Here is a 16,353-nt window from a genome sequence, read left to right on the forward strand (position 1 = left end):
TCGCCCGATGACTGCAGCCTGGCGCTGCGTGGCCTGCAAACCCTGGGGCTACGGCTGGAGCGCCTACAAGCCTCCACGCTTGCGGTGGCGCGCTGGCTGCATCTGCAGGACAGCATCGCCACCGTGCTGCATCCGGCGCTGCCGTCCTGCCCTGGTCACGAATTCTGGAGGCGCGACTTTACCGGCGCGACAAGCGTGTTCTCGGTGGTGTTTCAGGAAAGCGTGTCAGCCGCACAGGTCAACGTGTTTATTGATGCGCTACGTGTATTCCGGATTGGCATGAGCTGGGGCGGCACAAGCAGCCTGGTGATGCCGTACCCCGATCTGGTACGTCCGAACCGCCAATATCGCGGCCGCCTGGTGCGGCTCAATGTCGGACTGGAGGCACCGGAAGACCTGATTGCCGATCTGCGGCAAGCCATGGCGCATGCGTTCACCACCCAGCTGGCCGTCACTGCATAGTGCCCAATACGTCAGTCGGCCGACACAAACGGCGGCGCCCGCCGCCGCACCGGCTGAGCCTTGACGATGGCAGTGTTGGTCTCGGCATGGTCGGCCACACGATCGAGGATGTGGTCGAGCTGGTCGATCGAGCGCACGTACAGCCGGGCGATAAAGCAATCCTCGCCCGTGACCTTGTCGCATTCGCCAATCTGCGGAATCTCTTCGATCAGCTTCTGCACGATATGCAGCTTGCCGGGCATGGGCCGCACCCGCACGATGGCCTGCAGCGTGTAGCCCAGCGCTTTCGGGTCAATGTCGACCGTGTAATGGCGGATCACGCCGCGCTCCTCCAGCCGGCGCAAACGCTCCGACACACTGGGGGACGACAGCCCCACCTGCTCGGCCAGTTGCTTGAGCGAGATGCGGGAATCGGTCAGCAGGACATCCAGAATCCGCTGATCCAGCTCATCAATCGTACTCATTGCACCTCCTAACGGCCATTGCTGTCTTTGGCCTTATTTCATTAGCAAGAACCCCGATTTTGCCTCAGAAAAGCAATGGAAGTCTGGCAATGCGCGTGCGATCCTTCTCGCATCCAACGCACAGGGTGTACGCATGAACGAGAAAACTCGCGGCACGGTCGAGATGACCACCGCCATGACGATTTCCGGGACGATCGGCTGGTTCGTGGTCCGCTCCGGCCAACCAGTGATGGACGTGGTGTTCTGGCGCTGCGTGTTCGGCGCGCTCACGCTGCTGGCGGTATGCGCAGGGCTGGGACTGCTGCGCGGCGCCATCACCTGGAAGCGCACCGGCATTGCGGCGCTGGGCGGGGTGGCCATCGTCATCAACTGGCTGCTGTTGTTTGCTGCGTATCCGCGGGCGTCCATCTCAATTGCCACGGCGGTCTACAACACGCAGCCGTTCATGCTGGTAGGGCTGGGCGCCCTATTCCTTTCAGAGCGGCTAACGTCGGCCAAGCTGACCTGGCTGGCCATCGCCTTTGTCGGGGTCGTGTTGATCGTGCAGGTGGGGCCGGCGGCGGCTAGCGGCACAGACTATCTGATGGGCATCGCGTTGGCGCTGGGTGCGGCCTTTGCCTATGCGGTGGCAGCCATCATCACCAAGAAGCTGGCCGGTACGCCACCGCACCTGATTGCGCTCGTCCAGGTGTGTGTGGGCGTGCTGATGCTGGCGCCACTGGCCAACCTGTCACACCCGCCGGCCGATGCCCATACGTGGGTGTTGCTGGTGACGGTGGGTGTAGTGCATACCGGGCTGATGTACATCCTGCTGTATGGCGCCATTCAACGGTTGCCGACGCACCTGACGGGGTCGCTCTCGTTCATCTACCCAATCGTTGCGATTGTCGTTGACATTATTGCCTTCGGGCACCGGCTGCAATTTGCGCAGTTTCTGGGGGCAGGGGCGATCCTGCTGGCGGCGGCGGGCATGAACCTGGGTTGGTCGCCATACCGGTGGCTGCGGCCGGGGGCAGATTCGGCCGCTGTCAAATAATGCAATACGCTTAAGCCCCCACAACACGAATCCGCCGCCCAACTGCTGTTATTCTTGTGCGTTTTCCGCCGGCCTCGGGCGCGCCCAGCGTCCGTCTCTCTCTCTTGACGCCGGACGGACACAAAACTCCAAAACATACGCACAAGATGAAGGATGGCAACCCGCCGCAGCCGGGCCGCGAAGCCGCGATCGCCTGGATCCGGGAACAAATGCAAACCTATGAGCTGTCGGTCGAAGACCTGCAGGCACGGGGCTGCTTCGATTTACCCCCCCCGCCCGTCGGCCCTATCTATATGAGTGCCGACGGTCAGCATTGGGACGGCGCAGGCGACATGCCCGACTGGCTGCAGCGCGCTGTCAACGCTGGGCAGAGCATCGAGCATTTCCGTGTGAGCTGAAAAAAGCTGTGCCCCATCTGGGGTAGTCGCTGGCGGCGCATTGAAAATGCGTCGCGCGCAATTGATTGACGTCCTCCCCCCTGTTCTGCACGAAGGCGACCCATTTCGGGCCGCCTTTTTTCTTGGGCAATGCGGTTTTTCGCCCGCCAAAAAAAAATTTCGTTTTCCGTATCAGGAATCTGTCAGTGCGGCGACCAAGTTGCACGGAACGCGTTTGCGCATTGCCGCGGCGCGCCGTACGGTAAAGACAGGGCAATCACGCCCTGTCCCCGTCAAAGACACCTGCTTAATCAAGGAGAACGCAAATGAAACAACAAGCCATCATCGCCGCCGCCCTGGGTAGCCTGCTCGCACTGGGCGCCCTGTCGACTCCGGTGCAAGCGGCAGACGCCGCTGGCAAGGAAAAGTGTTACGGCGTGGCCAAGGCCGGCCAGAACGATTGCGCCAGCCCGGGCAGCGCCCACGCCTGCGCCGGCCAATCGAAGATCGACAAGGACCCGATGTCGTGGAAGTACGTGCCGGCCGGTACCTGCGCGCAGATGGGCGGCACGATGCAGCCGATGTCCAAGTAAGCATCAGCCGACGACCCGGGTAACCGCCATGCAGACCACTCTGCCCACGTGCGCCGGCGCAGGCCTGCGCGCCCCGCACTTTCCCGCCCTGCTGCACGGGGAGGCCCGCTTCCCCTGGGTGGAAGTGCACAGCGAGAACTACCTGTATGGCGGCCCCGCCCGCGCCGCGCTGTTGGCTGCACGGGCCCACCAGCCCGTAAGCCTGCACGGCGTGGGCATGGGGCTCGGCAACGCCGATGGGCTGGACACCGACCACGTGCGTGCCATTGCCACGTTGGCCGAAGCTGTTGCGCCCGCCGCCATTTCCGAGCACCTGTGCTTCAACCGCAGTGGTGCCCAGGTCGTCAACGACCTGCTGCCCCTGCCCTATTCCCGCGAGTCGCTCGACCTCGTGTGCGCCAATGTCATGCGCGCGCAGGACATCCTCAAGCGGCCGCTGCTGATCGAGAACATCGCTGCCTATATAGACTGCCGCGCGCTGGTCGATGCCGATGAGGCCGTCTCCGAAGGCGCCTTTCTCACCGCACTCGCGCGCCGCACCGGCTGCGGCATCCTGCTGGACCTGAACAACCTCTACGTCAACAGCGTCAACCATGGCGTGACGGTGGAATCTGTGCTCGCCGACATCGACCCGACCCTGGTGGGCGAAATTCACCTGGCTGGCTTCAGCGTGGAAGACGGCATGCTGATCGACACGCACAGCGCGCCGGTACACGCGCCAGTCTGGGCGATCTACGAAGCCTGGATCGCCGCCCATGGGGCTCGTCCGACGCTTATCGAGTGGGATGCCGACATCCCGCCCGTGCAGGTGCTGCTGCAGGAGGCCGAACGTGCCCAGGTCGTCCTCGACCGGCATGCAAGTTCCACAGTCACGGAGAGCGATCATGCGCCTGCCTGACTGGGAAGCCCACCTCATCGGCACGCTCACAACGCCAACGGGCGGTGACGACTCGCACGGCGTAGCCATCTATCGCAACGCGCGCCTGGCCATCCTGCGCAACACGCTGGCGGGTGCCTATCCGGTCTGCCGTGCACTCGTTGGCGATGACTGCTTCGATGCCATCGTGCGCGACACGCTGGCAGTGCAAGGATCGACCTCGGCCAACCTGCATCGGTACGGAGATGCCTTGCCCGAGGTGATTGCGCAATCACCGCTGGCCGGCAGCGTGCCGTATCTGGCTGACGTGGCGCGATTGGAATGGCATGTGCACTGGGCGCACTACGCACCCGATGCGCACGCTCAGGTGCTGGACGCCGCTGCGCTCGGCACGCTGCTCGCGCAGCCGGCGGACACCCTCCGTGCCGGTCTCGTCGATGGGGCTTGGTACGTGACATCGCCGTGGCCGGTTGTGTCCATCTGGCGGGCGCATCAGCCCGACGCGGCCATCGCGTTGAGCAGTATTGACCTCGGCACGCGTGAAGCGGCGGTCGTCACCGTGCAAGACCACCGCGTCGTCGTGCTCGACCTTGATCCGAGCACCGCAGCATTTCTCGCTGCCTGCGATGCAACGCCGTCACTAGAGGCGGCCCTCACACAAACACTGACCGCCCAGGCAGATTTCGACCTCACCGCCTGCCTGGCTGGCCTCTACCGCGCAGGGATACTCGCACTGTCCGCGCAACCTGCATCCCCCCGCCTGCCTATTGGAGACACCCCATGAACACCACCCCACTTGCCCCGCTCACGCGCATCCGCGCCGCATTCGATCGCTTTGCCGGCCCACAGAGCGGGTTGTGTTCGTTCATCCTGCTGATCGCGCGGGCTTACCTCTTCTACGTGTTCTTCCGTTCAGGCCTGACCAAACTGCACGACTGGGACACCACCGTGCTGCTCTTTACCGAGGAATACAAGGTACCGTTGCTGCCGCCCATGCTGGCCGCAGCGCTGGGCACCTTCGGTGAAGTGGTCCTCCCAACACTGATGCTGATCGGCATCGTGCCGCGGCTGGCGGCTGCGGGGCTGTTCTTCGTCAACGTTGTCGCGGCACTGTCGTATTGGGCAAGCCTGTCCGCGTCGGCCGTCGAGTTCCACTTCGTGTGGGGTGTGCTGATCGCGATCGTGGCGACGGTCGGGCCAGGCTGGCTGGCATTGCAGACCTTGTGGCAGCGCAAGCAGAACACCGCGCCAGGGCACGCTTATTGACCAGCAGACTGCAAGACGCGCAGTTCCGGTGCAGGGCGGCAGGCTTATCATGTGGGCCTGTCGCCATTTTTTTCAGGAGCATCGATGCGCTTCCCCTTGTTGTCCCTGGTGGTCCGGTCTGGCGTGGCACGCCGGCAGATGGGTGTGCTGGCAGCAATCTGCGCCGCCTCGGCGCTGGCAGCTTGCGCCTGGGGTGATGGCCCCAACAACACCGGCGCCCGCATGACCGACGACTCCTTATTGTCGTATCAGGTGAAGGCCGCACTCGATCAGGACACCGCCCTGAATACCCGTCAGATCCGCATCCACACCACGCCAGAGGGCAAGGTCACCCTGACCGGCTGGGTCGATTCCGCCGAAATGGCGCGCCGCGCAGGTGAAGACGTCAAACGCTTCGTTGACCCCGCCAAGCTCGACAATCAATTGCGGATACTCTCCCGCAGCCAAGTGCTCGGCGGCGGCCCACTGATCCCGGCCGGTCTGCCGCCCGCAGTGCCGGCCAGCGCTCCGGCTGCACGCTAAGCGTGTTGCGTGTCCGCCCGGGCGGGCACGCGCCCCACCGGCATCATCTGCAACAGCCCAAAACCCACCTCCACGATCAGGAACGGCACCACCAGCAGCGTAGCCCCTGATATCAGCGCAAACACCTGCCAGGCTGAAAAGAGCCAACGTGCGACGGCATCGTAGCGGCCCAGCGTCACGCTCGCCTGCCGAATCCGCAATACAGACCACACGCACACCACCGATCCCATCAGATTGGCCATCAGCAAATGCGCAGGCTCAAACGCTGGCAACCCGCCGATGCCCAGCGCCTGAGCCACCGCGCTCAACGCCTGATGCAGCCAGGCGAACGTCCAGGGCGTTGCAAACGGAGCGCTCACGATCAAGTCGTACCAGGCGCTGGCGCGCACGACGCGCATAAAAGTCGATTCGGAAACCACGGCAAGACTCCAGAAGTGAAAGAAGCATCACCGTAAAGCCTGGTGTACGCTCCAAGGTCAAGCCCGTTTCTGTTGCGAGACCCCATGCCCGCCACCCTCCCCGCCCATATCGATGACCTCTCCATCGGTGATCTGGCCGCTGCCACCGGCGTCTCCCGCGATGGCCTGCGCTTCTATGAGACACGCGGCCTGATCCGCGCCCGCCGACGCAGCAACGGCTACCGCGCCTATCCGCCCGAAACCGTTGAACTGGTGCGCTACGTGCGCACGGCACAGCAGCTCGGCTTCACGCTGGCCGAAATTGGCGAGGGCATGACCCAGGTGTGGCAGCAGCCCGACACGGATGCCGCAGTCACCGCCTTGCTGCGCGAGAAGCTGATCAGCATCGACGCCCGCATCGCCAGCCTACAGGCCATGCGCGACGCCGTGGCCACTCGGGTGGGCCTGCCGTGCCCACTTGCAACGACCTGAGAAGGTCAACATGTCTTGTCATATAACTGACGCAGACTGCCGCCTTGGAGCGATTTGCTGCGGCTTTTTTGCGTTTTCCCACCTCCTGACGGCTTGCTGAGTCGTGAAAGGCGCTTGAAAGATCGCGTCGGTAAAAACGCTCCCGTCTCAAGGGGAGTCTCTGCAGTGAAACATTGGGGTGCATTCCATCCACGTGCCTGGGCCGCGCTGTGCGTGGCAACCAGCCTGCCGCTGACAGCGGCCTGGGCAGGCTCGTCAAAGCCGGCCACACCGGTACCGATGCCGACGATGCCGGCTGCCGCCAGCATGCCCGTCGCCACCATGCCGCCGGTCAAGCCATCGGTGGCAGGCGTGACCGGGCCGGGCTTCAACCTGGTTGAGCTGCTTCAAGAGTTGAAGAGCAACAACCCACAACTCATGCAGGCCCGCCACGTCTACCTCTCGGCCAAGGCGGTGCCGCCGCAACTGGCTGCGCCCAACAACCCGCAGATCGGCTACATCTGGAACAGCATCCCCAAGGGGTTCCCGCTGGCCGTCAACCGTGCGGGCGGCAGCCAGTACAACCTGACGCAGCAGATTCCGTTTCCGGGCAAGAAAGCACTGGCCGCCGAGATTGCGGACCGCCAGGCCGAGTCGCTCAACGCGCAGTCCGACGCGCTGTACCTGCAGCTCTACGCACAGCTTTCGACTACGTACTACCAGGCGATCTCGCTGCAGAAGCAGATCGACGTGCAGAAGCTGACCATCACGCGCCTGGAGCAGGTCAAGCAGATCACGCGCGTGCGCTACGCCAACAACGCGGCGGCGTATGCCGACTTCCTCAACGCGCAGGTCATGCAGAGCAGCGCGCAGAACGACCTGTTTGCCGCGCAGCGCCAGTACGACAGCACGCTGCAGACGCTCAACACCCTCATCGGCAAGGACCCGACCTTCCCGCTGGAACTGCGCACCGACGATGAATCCGTGCGCCTGCCCGACGAGCCGCTGCCCGAGCTGGAAAACCAGGCGCTGCGCGAGCACCCGTCGATCAAGGCATCCGCCGAGCTGATCGACGCCGCACGCAAGAGCGTGACGCTGGCGCGCAAGGCGTACCTGCCCGACTTCCAGGTCATTGCCACGGTCACGACGGACAACCCGCCGTACGGCGTGCGCCCGAACAGCTATCAGATCGAGCTGGACCTGATCATTCCGTTCTGGTTTTTCACCAAGGAGAAGTACGGCGTGAACCAGGCGGTGGAAAGCCAGATCGCCACCGAGGCCAATGACGTGTCCGTGCGTCAGCAAACGCTGCTGGCCGTCGATACCTCTTACAACACGCTGCGCCAGACGCTCGCGCAGCTCGACTTCAACAAGCAGCGGCAACTGCCGCAGGCGCTGGCGGCCTATCGCGTGACGATGACCAATTACGCCAGCAACAACGCCGATTTCAATGACCTGCTGACCGCGCAGGGCGCACTCAAAAACGCCGAACTGGCGGTCGCCCAGGCGCAGGCCACGGCCCTGCAGGCTTATCACGCATTGCTCGCGGCCACCGGCCGTTCGCCGGTTCAAGCTCAATAAGACCATGAAGAAGTTCTCTCCTATCGTTGCCGTGATTGCCCTGGCTGCCGCTGTTGCTGTTGGCGTGGTGGTCGGACGCAAATGGCCCGCTGCCCCGTCGCCCAACGCCGCCGAAGCTGCCAAGCCTGCAAGCAACGCTGCGTCAGCACCCGCCGCCACCGCAGCGCGTCCAAAACCGGATTCTGTGGAGATCCCGGCCGGCGGCTTCGACCCGCAGCAGGTGCAGGTCGCGCACGTCAGCCAGCTCACTGTGCCGGTGGAGCTGTCCTCCCCGGGCAAGCTGGCTTACAACGCCGAGCGCACCAAGCTGGCCTCTGCCCGCGTGGCTGGCCGGCTGGACCGCATCCTGGCGTTCGAAGGCGCATTGGTGCGCGAGGGCCAGCCGATTGCAGAGCTGTACGCACCGGATTTCATCTCCGCGCAGAAGGAATACCTGCTGGCGCTGAATACCGCGCGCCAGCTCAAGGGTTCCAACATGAAGGACTTGCAGGAAGACGCAGAAGCCACCGTGCAGTCCGCCGCCGGCCGCCTGCATGTGCTTGGCGTGAGCAACGATGAGGTTGCGCAGATCGCCAAGCGCGGCACGCCTGCCGAGCACCTGACGCTGCGTGCGCCGCTCTCGGGCACCATCGTCAAACGCAACATGGACCCGGGCGCCTTCCTGAATGTGGGCGACTCGTTCATGAGCATTGTCGATACGCGCCTGCTGTGGTTCACCGGCAATGTGTATGAGAACGACATTGCCAGCGTGCACATCGGCCAGCCCATCACGCTGCACACGGCCGCGTATCCGGATCGTGATTTCACTGGCCGCGTGAGCTTCATTGCCCCGAATATCGACCCGGCCACGCATACGCTGACGGTGCGCTGCGACGTGCCCAACCCCGATGGCCTGCTGCGCCCCGAGATGTATTCGACCGCGCGCATCCAGATTGGCAGCGGCCCGGCGTCGGTGGTGCCGAAATCCGCGCTGGTCAAGGAGCGCGGCAGCTACTACGTGATCGTGCAAAGCGATGCAACGCACTTCAAGCGCGTGCAGGTACAAGGCAAGGACACGGGCACCGATGGCAGCTTTGCGGTCACATCCGGCCTGGATGCCTCATCGCAAGTGGTGGTGCGCGGTGCCGCCCTGCTCAATGAAATGATCGTGAAGGCGGGAGCGTAGGCATGGGCTTCAACCCGATCGCGGGCATTCTCAAGCGACGGCTGCTGATCGTCTTCCTGGCGATTGCGCTGCTGGTGGCGGGCGTCCTGTCATTCAGGGAACTTCCGCTGCAGGCGTATCCGGGCGTGGCGCCGCTGTCCGTGCAGGCCATTACGCAGTGGCCGGGGCGCAGCACGACCGAGGTCGAGCAGCAGATCACCATCCCCATCGAGAACGCGCTGGCCGGCGTGCCGGACGTGCAGTCGTTCCGTTCGGTGTCGCTGTTCGGGCTGTCGGTGGTAACGCTCAAGTTCAAGGAAGGCACCGACAGCTTCAAGGCGCGGCAAAACTTCTCGCAGTACCTGGCGCAGGCCAATCTGCCCACCGGAATCCAACCCGCCCTGAGCCCGGACTCCGATGCGACCGGTGAAATCATGCGCTTCCGCCTGGTGGGCGACGGCGTGGATCTCACCACGCTCAAGAGCTACCAGGACTACGACATCACCAAGGAGCTCAAGCACGTTCAGGGCGTGGCTGACGTGAGCTCCTTCGGCGGCAAGGTGAAGGAGTACCACATCGTGCCGTCGCCGGCGAAGCTGCAGTCGTACGGCATCACGCTGACGCAGCTCATCACGGCCATCGGCAACGCCAACAACAACACTGGCGGCAACCTGCTGCGTGACGGCGAGCAGCAGTTCGTGGTGCGCGGCGTGGGTCTGCTGCAGACGGTGGAAGACATCCGCAACGTGGTGGTGGCCGCCAACAACGGCGTGCCGGTGCACGTGCGCGACATTGCCGAAGTGGAAGTCGGCAACGTGCAGCGCTTGGGCATGGTGCAGTACAACGACCAGCCCGACGTGGTGGAAGGCATCGTGCTGCTCAAGCGCGACGCCAATGCCACCGAGGTACTGGCCAAGGTGCGCGACAAGGTTGCCGAGCTGAACAACGGCATCCTACCGAAGGACATCCAGATCAAGCCGTTCTACGACCGCCAGGTGCTGCTCGACATCACCATGGGCACGGTGGAACACACGCTGGTGGTGGGCATCTCGCTGGTGTTGGCAGTGCTGTTCGTCTTCCTGGGCAACCTGCGCGCGGCCGCTGTGGTGGCGGCGGTGATTCCGCTGGCGCTGTGCGTGTCGTTCATCAGCATGGAGCACTTCCATGTGCCGGCCAATCTGATCTCGCTGGGCGCGATCGACTTTGGTGTGATTGTGGATGCGGCGGTGATCGTGATGGAAAACATCATGCGTCACCTGGAAGAAGGCGCCGAAAAGCTGGAAGACGCCATCGTCAAGGCCACCAGTGAAGTGCAGCGCGCGATGATCTTCTCCACGGGCATCATCATCGTGGCGTACTCGCCGCTGTTCTTCATTGGCGGTGTGGAAGGCATCATCTTCAAGCCGATGGCGTTCACGATGGGCTTTGCGCTCATGGCCTCGATCGTACTGAGCCTGACCTTCGTGCCGGCCACCACGTCGTTCGTGTTCGGCAAGTCGCTGCATCCGCATTCGCCAGCCTTTGTGGGCGCGATCCTGCGCTGGTACAAGCCACTGCTGCGCCGCCTCATTGCGCGCCCCAAGACGGTGTTTGCTGCCGCTCTGGCCGCGCTGGGCCTGACGCTGTACAGCGCCAGCTTCCTGGGTACGGAGTTCCTGCCGACGCTGGAAGAGAACAACCTGTGGCTGCGCATCACGCTGCCGAACACGGTGGATCTGGACTATTCCGCCTCCGTGGCCAACGACCTGCGCACGTACTTTGCCAAACAGCCGGAAATCCAGAAGGTTTCGGTACAGATCGGTCGGCCGGACGACGGCACCGACTCCACCGGCGTGTTCAACCAGGAATACGGCCTGTACTTCTCGTCGCCCGACAAGTGGGGCCCAGGCGTAACCAAGGCCCATCTGGTCGAGCGCCTGGCCAAGCATCTGGAGAAGATTCCGGGCATCGAATACAACTTCTCGCAGTACATCCAGGACAACGTGGATGAGGCGCTCTCGGGCGTGAAGGGCGAGAACTCGGTCAAGCTGTTCGGTAACGACCTCGACATGCTCGAGGCCAAGGCCACCGAAATTCAGGCACAGCTCAAAAAGGTGCAGGGTCTGGTGGACGTGGGCATCTTCCGTGAGTTGGGCCAGCCGACGCTGAACGTCACCATTGACCGCCAGGCCGCCGCACGCTTCAACATCAACGTGAGCGACGTGCAGAACCTGGTGCAATACGCCATTGGCGGCGCACCAGTCACGCAGATTCTGGAAGGCGAAAAATCGTTCGGGCTGGCAGTGCGCCTGAACCAGCAGTCGCGTGCCTCGTACGACGCCATTCGCGAGCTGCTGATCGACACGCCTGACGGCCAGCATATCCCGCTATCGATGATCGCCAAGGTGCAGATGACCGACGGCCCGTTCTTCATCTACCGCGAAGAAGGCAAGCGCTACATCGCCATCAAGTTTGGCGTGCGCGGGCGCGACCTCGGCAGTGCCGTGGATGAAGCGCAGCGCATGGTGGGTGACAGCGTCAAGCTGCCCGAGGGCTACACCGTCAAGTGGGACGGCCAGTTCAACGAGATGAAGGTCGCCCAGGGCAAGCTGATGGTGATCGTGCCGCTGACGATCCTGGTGATCTTCCTGCTGCTCTACAGCACGTTCGGCAACTTCAAGGACGCGCTGATGGTGGTGCTCAACGTACCGTTTGCGGCCATCGGCGGGTTGCTGGCGCTGCATATCGCCAACGAGACACTGTCGATCTCGGCGGGTATCGGCTTCCTGTCGCTGTTCGGTATTGCCATCCAGGACGGGGTGATTCTGATCTCGTACGTCAACCGCCTGGCGCACTCCGAGAACCTGCATGAAGCGACGGTGGAGGGTGCCGCGCTGCGCCTGCGCCCAGTCATCATGACGGCCATGCTGGCAGGCCTGGGCCTGCTGCCGGCAGCGCTATCGCACAGCATCGGTTCCGAGGCGCAACGCCCGCTGGCACTGGTGATCGTCGGCGGCATGGTGACGACCACGATCCTCACGCTGCTGGTGCTGCCGGTGGTGTTCACGTGGGCGCACCGCAATCGCCGCACGCCCCCGCGCGAACCAGACGTCACGCCGACTGCCGCCATGCTGCCCTGAGCCCCAAGCGCTCACAGCCCGGTTGGGCGTATCGCCTCACAAGCGGTACGCCCGATTTGTTTTTGGGGGTCTGCAAGCTCGTACCTGGCCACACTCAAATCGGACGAATCTCATTGCTGCAAGCAGGCCCGGCACGCAAAGTGTGGCTCGAGTCCAAAATCACGCGCCACACCATGCAGCCCCTCCGCGACACGCCCGCAACCCCTGCCTCCGACGAGGCCAGTCACGCCATCGTTGCTGGCCAGTTGCCCCTGCAAGTCATCCGCACGCTGACCGAGCTGTTCGGGCTCGACCTGCAACAGTGGCGCTTTATCGTCGACCTGTTTACCGAGACGATCGAGCAGGACCTCGCCAGCCTCGACCAGGCCCTGCGAGACGGCGTGGATGCGCAGATCATCGAAGCCTCGCATCGCATCGTGGGCTCGTCCCGCATGCTGGGGCATCTGGCCATCGGCGATGCCGCGCGTGCCATTGAGCGCGTAGCGCAAAGCGTGGGGCCTTATCACGAGCGTGCAGCGGAGATGCGGTTGAACTTCACGCACCTGCACGCGCTGGCGGATGAATTCCGCCAGCAGATCAGCCGCTGCGCCTGGCCGGACTCGGCAATTGGCGGCTAAGGGTTGCCAGCCAGGCGGCCATTGCGCTCGGCCAGCCTCCGGTTGAGCAACAGCGGAACAGTACCGATCGCAATGCCGCCCAAGCCGATCAGGTTGGTCGGCAGATCGAACGTCGGCACGCTGTAGGCCGCAATGAACCACAAGAACAGCGCACTGCCCAGCGGCCACAGCACCAGAAACACCGCATCGAACAGCGAGCGCAATGCATCGCGCCGGTAGTGCCACGCACAGGCAAAACCGGCCAGCCCGTAGTAGAACGCCACCTGAAAGCCGATGGCATTGACCGAGTCCTTGATGATCGCGTTGATGCTCGGGAAGAACGACGCGCCAAACAGCAGCACCAACCCAATCGTCGCGATGACGGCGGTCGCCAACCACGGCGTGTGCCACGTCTTGTGCAGCCTCGCATAACGCGCGTGCAGCATGCCGTCGCGCCCCTTGGCGTAGAGCGTGCGCGTGAACTGCAGGATGGAGGTCTCCAGCGTGCCGATCGTGCTGAGCATGACAGCCACCACGGCCACGTAGCTCCACGGGCGCGGCAACAGCTTCTCGGCCACGGCAAAGATAACGTTGGTGCTGGATTGCTCGATTTCCGCATCGCTCAGTACAAGCAGGATCACGGCGGCAAAACCCATGAACAGCGCCAGCACGATCACCATGGCCCAAAGCGCGCCGCGGCCCGGTGCGTGATTGGCGTCGCGTGTTTCTTCCGTCAGATTGACGGTCACGTCCCAGCCCCAGAAGAAGAACAACGCCGTGAGCGCCCCGGTGGCGAAGAGCTGCGGCGTGAATGCGCCGGGTGACAGCCAAGCCCACGACAGCGCATGCGCCGGGTGCGCACCGAACTTCGACACCGCCAGTGCAATCAGCGCAATCAGGATGGCGGTTTCCACCACCGTCATGGCGACCTGAGAATAGCTCGTCAGCTTGATGCCCTTGATGATGACGGCGCTTACCACCAGCAACCACGCGGCGGCCACCAGCGCTACCACAGCGGGCTGGTTGGCCAACGACGGTGCTACCAGGGTGAGCGTGGCGGTTGCCGCCGGGATCGTGCCCGACACCATGAATACGCCAGAGGCCACCAGCAGCGCCCAGCCGGCAAAGAAGCCCAGCGTGCGGTTGAAGATGGCGCCCACCCAGGCATATGCCGCGCCCGCGTGCGGGTTGATGCGATTCAGGTGCAGGTAGGCAAAGGTCACACCAAACATGATCAGCCCGCAGTACAGCAGGCTCGCTGGCGTGAGCGCACCGACCGCGGCAATCAGCGTGGCTGTCGTGGCGGCAATGCTGAAAGCGGGCGCGGTGCCCGCTACCCCCATGACAACGGATTCGCCAACGCCCAAGGCATGGGCATCGAGTCGCGCCTGTCCGTGCTGTGCATGCGCATCCGGCGTATGCGTCGTCATCCCCACCTCCGTTGTCGAGCGCTTTGAGACCACCCGTCTTCAGTATTGGCGCTGGCAGCCACAACACCAACCGCTTTGATGTCGTGCGCAAGCCACCGGCAGCAATGCTGATACGCACGGTTTATTTATGTTTCTACTCACATAAATAAATTAGATAGGCTGCGTGTTGCGTAATCCGCAATACAACGGATTTCTACAACTATTGATCTAGACCAAGGCTCATCACTATCTTCGCGGGCAACGTCGGCGCAGTCCCTCTGCGGCTGGCGGGCACCTACCAGCCATGACTGGTGCGGCCAACTCACTTCATACCGTAGCAACCAGGCACATCAACGCATCCGGGGGGATTTCGATGTCCGAAGCAGTACTGCATCCGTTTTTTTCACGCGAGCGGACCATCGCCGCAGTGGGGTTCAACCGCTGGCTGGTTCCGCCTGCCGCCTTGGCCATCCATCTGTGCATCGGCATGGCGTATGGTTTCTCCGTTTTCTGGCTGCCGCTCGGGCGCGCGCTGGGCAATGCCAAGCCGCAAACCTGCGGCGCCGATGTCTCGCTAATCACTGAACTGTTCACCACCACCTGTGACTGGCGCATCTCCAGCCTGGGTTGGATGTTCACGCTGTTCTTCGTCTTCCTCGGTCTGTCTGCTGCGCTGTGGGGCGGCTGGCTGGAACGCGTCGGCCCCCGCAAGGCCGGTGTCGTGTCGGCGGTGTGCTGGTGCGGCGGCCTGCTGATCTCTGCACTCGGCATCCAGATGCACCAGCTTTGGCTGCTGTGGGTCGGCTCCGGTGTGATCGGCGGCATTGGCCTGGGGCTGGGCTACATCTCGCCCGTATCAACGCTGATCAAATGGTTTCCGGACAAGCGCGGCATGGCGACCGGCATGGCCATCATGGGCTTTGGCGGCGGCGCGATGATCGGTGCGCCGCTGGCTGACCGCCTGATGAAGCTGTTTGCCACGCCGGATTCCGTGGGCGTCGCGCAAACGTTTATCGTGCTGGCCGGCATCTACTTCGTATTCATGATGGCGGGTGCACTGGGCTACCGCGTGCCGCCCACTGGCTGGAAGCCCGCCGGCTGGACGCCCTCACCCGCCAAGGCGAAGGACACCATGGTCACGCAACGCCATGTGCACGTGAACGAGGCACTGAAGACGCCGCAGTTCTGGCTGATCTGGGCCGTGCTGTGCCTGAACGTGTCGGCCGGCATTGGCGTACTGGGCATGGCTTCGCCGCTGCTGCAGGAAGTGTTTGGCGGCAAGCTGCTGGGCGTAACCACGGCCTTCACTGAGCTGACCGCAGCACAGAAGGGCCAGATCGCCGCCATCGCTGCCGGCTTCACGGGCCTGCTGAGCCTGTTCAACATCGGCGGCCGTTTCTTCTGGGCGTCGCTTTCGGACCGCTTGGGCCGCAAGATGACCTACGCGATCTTCTTCGTGTTGGGCTTCGTGCTGTACGCGTCGATTCCATGGACTTCGCACACCGGCAACATCGCGCTGTTCGCGCTGGCCTTCTGCGTGATCCTGTCGATGTACGGCGGCGGCTTTGCCACCGTGCCGGCCTACCTGGCCGACATGTTCGGCACGCAAATGGTGGGGGCCATCCACGGCCGGCTGCTGACCGCGTGGTCGACTGCCGGCATCCTGGGGCCGGTGCTGGTGAACTACCTGCGTGAATACCAGATCGCCCACGGCGTGGAACGCGCTGCCGTGTACGACATCACGATGATGATCTTGGCCGGCCTGCTGGTGCTGGGCTTTATCTGCAACCTGCTGGTGCGCCCGGTGAACGCAAAGCACTTCATGACCGACGCGCAGCTCGACGCGCAACGTCACGCAGTTGCGGCCAAGAGCCTGACGCCGTCGGTGGTTGCGCCAGAAACGTCACTGGAATGGAAGGCCCATCCGGGTTCGGCCGTGGCTGTGGTGCTGGCCTGGGCAGCCGTCGGCCTGCCGTTGGGCTGGGGGGTTTGGATTACACTCCAAAAAGCTGCTGTTCTGTTCTCTTAACGCCTGAAA

17 protein-coding genes are annotated in these 16,353 nt (G+C 63.5%); 14 read left to right on the forward strand and 3 right to left on the reverse strand.

Going from position 1 to position 16,353, the window contains the following annotated elements; translation table 11 throughout:
* A partial coding sequence (locus JHD73_RS08620) for a PLP-dependent transferase (RefSeq protein WP_199029764.1) occupies positions 1 to 462 on the forward strand: 462 nt, incomplete at its 5' end.
* 11 nt (positions 463 to 473) lie between these two features.
* On the opposite strand, the gene JHD73_RS08625 is transcribed toward JHD73_RS08620, so the two are convergent.
* Entirely contained in the window at positions 474 to 926 is a 453-nt protein-coding gene (locus JHD73_RS08625) for an Lrp/AsnC family transcriptional regulator (protein ID WP_048936044.1), read from the reverse strand.
* A gap of 133 nt (positions 927 to 1,059) precedes the next feature.
* Here JHD73_RS08625 and JHD73_RS08630 point away from each other — a divergent pair, with 133 nt between their 5' ends.
* From JHD73_RS08630 to JHD73_RS08660, 7 genes are all read left to right on the forward strand, one after another.
* The gene (locus JHD73_RS08630) at positions 1,060 to 1,962 is read left to right on the forward strand and encodes a DMT family transporter (RefSeq protein ID WP_199029766.1); all 903 of its coding nucleotides are present in this window, start codon (positions 1,060 to 1,062) and stop codon (positions 1,960 to 1,962) included.
* Between the two features lie 146 nt (positions 1,963 to 2,108).
* Positions 2,109 to 2,360, forward strand: coding sequence for an H-NS family nucleoid-associated regulatory protein (locus JHD73_RS08635; RefSeq protein ID WP_199029768.1), 252 nt, complete (start codon positions 2,109 to 2,111; stop codon positions 2,358 to 2,360).
* Positions 2,361 to 2,665: 305 nt separating this feature from the next.
* The gene (locus JHD73_RS08640) at positions 2,666 to 2,932 is read left to right on the forward strand and encodes a DUF2282 domain-containing protein (protein WP_199029771.1); all 267 of its coding nucleotides are present in this window, start codon (positions 2,666 to 2,668) and stop codon (positions 2,930 to 2,932) included.
* A gap of 28 nt (positions 2,933 to 2,960) precedes the next feature.
* Positions 2,961 to 3,830 carry a DUF692 domain-containing protein gene (locus tag JHD73_RS08645; protein WP_199029774.1) on the forward strand — a complete coding sequence of 290 codons (870 nt, stop codon included), beginning with the start codon at positions 2,961 to 2,963 and terminating at the stop codon, positions 3,828 to 3,830.
* Positions 3,817 to 4,593 (forward strand): DNA-binding domain-containing protein, encoded by a 777-nt coding sequence (locus JHD73_RS08650; RefSeq protein ID WP_199029777.1) that lies wholly within the window; start codon positions 3,817 to 3,819, stop codon positions 4,591 to 4,593. Before JHD73_RS08645 ends, JHD73_RS08650 begins: the two co-directional genes overlap by 14 nt.
* Positions 4,590 to 5,075 (forward strand): DoxX family protein, encoded by a 486-nt coding sequence (locus JHD73_RS08655; RefSeq protein ID WP_199029780.1) that lies wholly within the window; start codon positions 4,590 to 4,592, stop codon positions 5,073 to 5,075. Before JHD73_RS08650 ends, JHD73_RS08655 begins: the two co-directional genes overlap by 4 nt.
* Positions 5,076 to 5,159: 84 nt before the next feature.
* A complete protein-coding gene (locus JHD73_RS08660; protein WP_199029783.1) occupies positions 5,160 to 5,597 on the forward strand; it encodes a BON domain-containing protein in 438 nt (145 codons plus the stop codon).
* Here JHD73_RS08660 and JHD73_RS08665 read toward each other — a convergent pair.
* The gene (locus JHD73_RS08665) at positions 5,594 to 6,016 is read right to left on the reverse strand and encodes a hypothetical protein (RefSeq protein ID WP_199029787.1); all 423 of its coding nucleotides are present in this window, start codon (positions 6,014 to 6,016) and stop codon (positions 5,594 to 5,596) included. The genes JHD73_RS08660 and JHD73_RS08665 overlap by 4 nt on opposite strands.
* An 84-nt stretch (positions 6,017 to 6,100) precedes the next feature.
* Here JHD73_RS08665 and JHD73_RS08670 point away from each other — a divergent pair, with 84 nt between their 5' ends.
* The 5 genes from JHD73_RS08670 to JHD73_RS08690 all read left to right on the forward strand — a co-directional run bounded on the left by JHD73_RS08670 (position 6,101) and on the right by JHD73_RS08690 (position 12,927).
* Entirely contained in the window at positions 6,101 to 6,487 is a 387-nt protein-coding gene (locus JHD73_RS08670) for a MerR family transcriptional regulator (protein ID WP_199029790.1), read from the forward strand.
* Positions 6,488 to 6,652: 165 nt separating this feature from the next.
* The gene (locus tag JHD73_RS08675) at positions 6,653 to 8,047 is read left to right on the forward strand and encodes a TolC family protein (protein WP_199029793.1); all 1,395 of its coding nucleotides are present in this window, start codon (positions 6,653 to 6,655) and stop codon (positions 8,045 to 8,047) included.
* A gap of 4 nt (positions 8,048 to 8,051) precedes the next feature.
* Positions 8,052 to 9,212: an efflux RND transporter periplasmic adaptor subunit gene (locus tag JHD73_RS08680; RefSeq protein WP_199029796.1), complete on the forward strand. Its 1,161-nt coding sequence runs from the start codon at positions 8,052 to 8,054 to the stop codon at positions 9,210 to 9,212.
* A 2-nt stretch (positions 9,213 to 9,214) separates the two neighbouring features.
* The gene (locus JHD73_RS08685) at positions 9,215 to 12,310 is read left to right on the forward strand and encodes an efflux RND transporter permease subunit (RefSeq protein ID WP_199029800.1); all 3,096 of its coding nucleotides are present in this window, start codon (positions 9,215 to 9,217) and stop codon (positions 12,308 to 12,310) included.
* Positions 12,311 to 12,483: 173 nt separating this feature from the next.
* Complete coding sequence (locus JHD73_RS08690; protein WP_199029802.1) at positions 12,484 to 12,927, forward strand: Hpt domain-containing protein; 444 nt, start codon at positions 12,484 to 12,486, stop codon at positions 12,925 to 12,927.
* Here the strand turns inward: JHD73_RS08690 and JHD73_RS08695 are convergent.
* The gene (locus JHD73_RS08695) at positions 12,924 to 14,336 is read right to left on the reverse strand and encodes an APC family permease (protein ID WP_199029804.1); all 1,413 of its coding nucleotides are present in this window, start codon (positions 14,334 to 14,336) and stop codon (positions 12,924 to 12,926) included. The genes JHD73_RS08690 and JHD73_RS08695 overlap by 4 nt on opposite strands.
* 352 nt (positions 14,337 to 14,688) lie before the next feature.
* On the opposite strand from JHD73_RS08695, the gene JHD73_RS08700 reads away from it, so the two are divergent.
* Positions 14,689 to 16,344, forward strand: coding sequence for an OFA family MFS transporter (locus tag JHD73_RS08700; RefSeq protein ID WP_199029806.1), 1,656 nt, complete (start codon positions 14,689 to 14,691; stop codon positions 16,342 to 16,344).
* Positions 16,345 to 16,353 lie beyond the last annotated feature (9 nt).

The organism is Ralstonia sp. ASV6, from assembly GCF_016429285.1.
Taxonomy (GTDB): Bacteria; Pseudomonadota; Gammaproteobacteria; order Burkholderiales; family Burkholderiaceae; genus Ralstonia; species Ralstonia flaminis.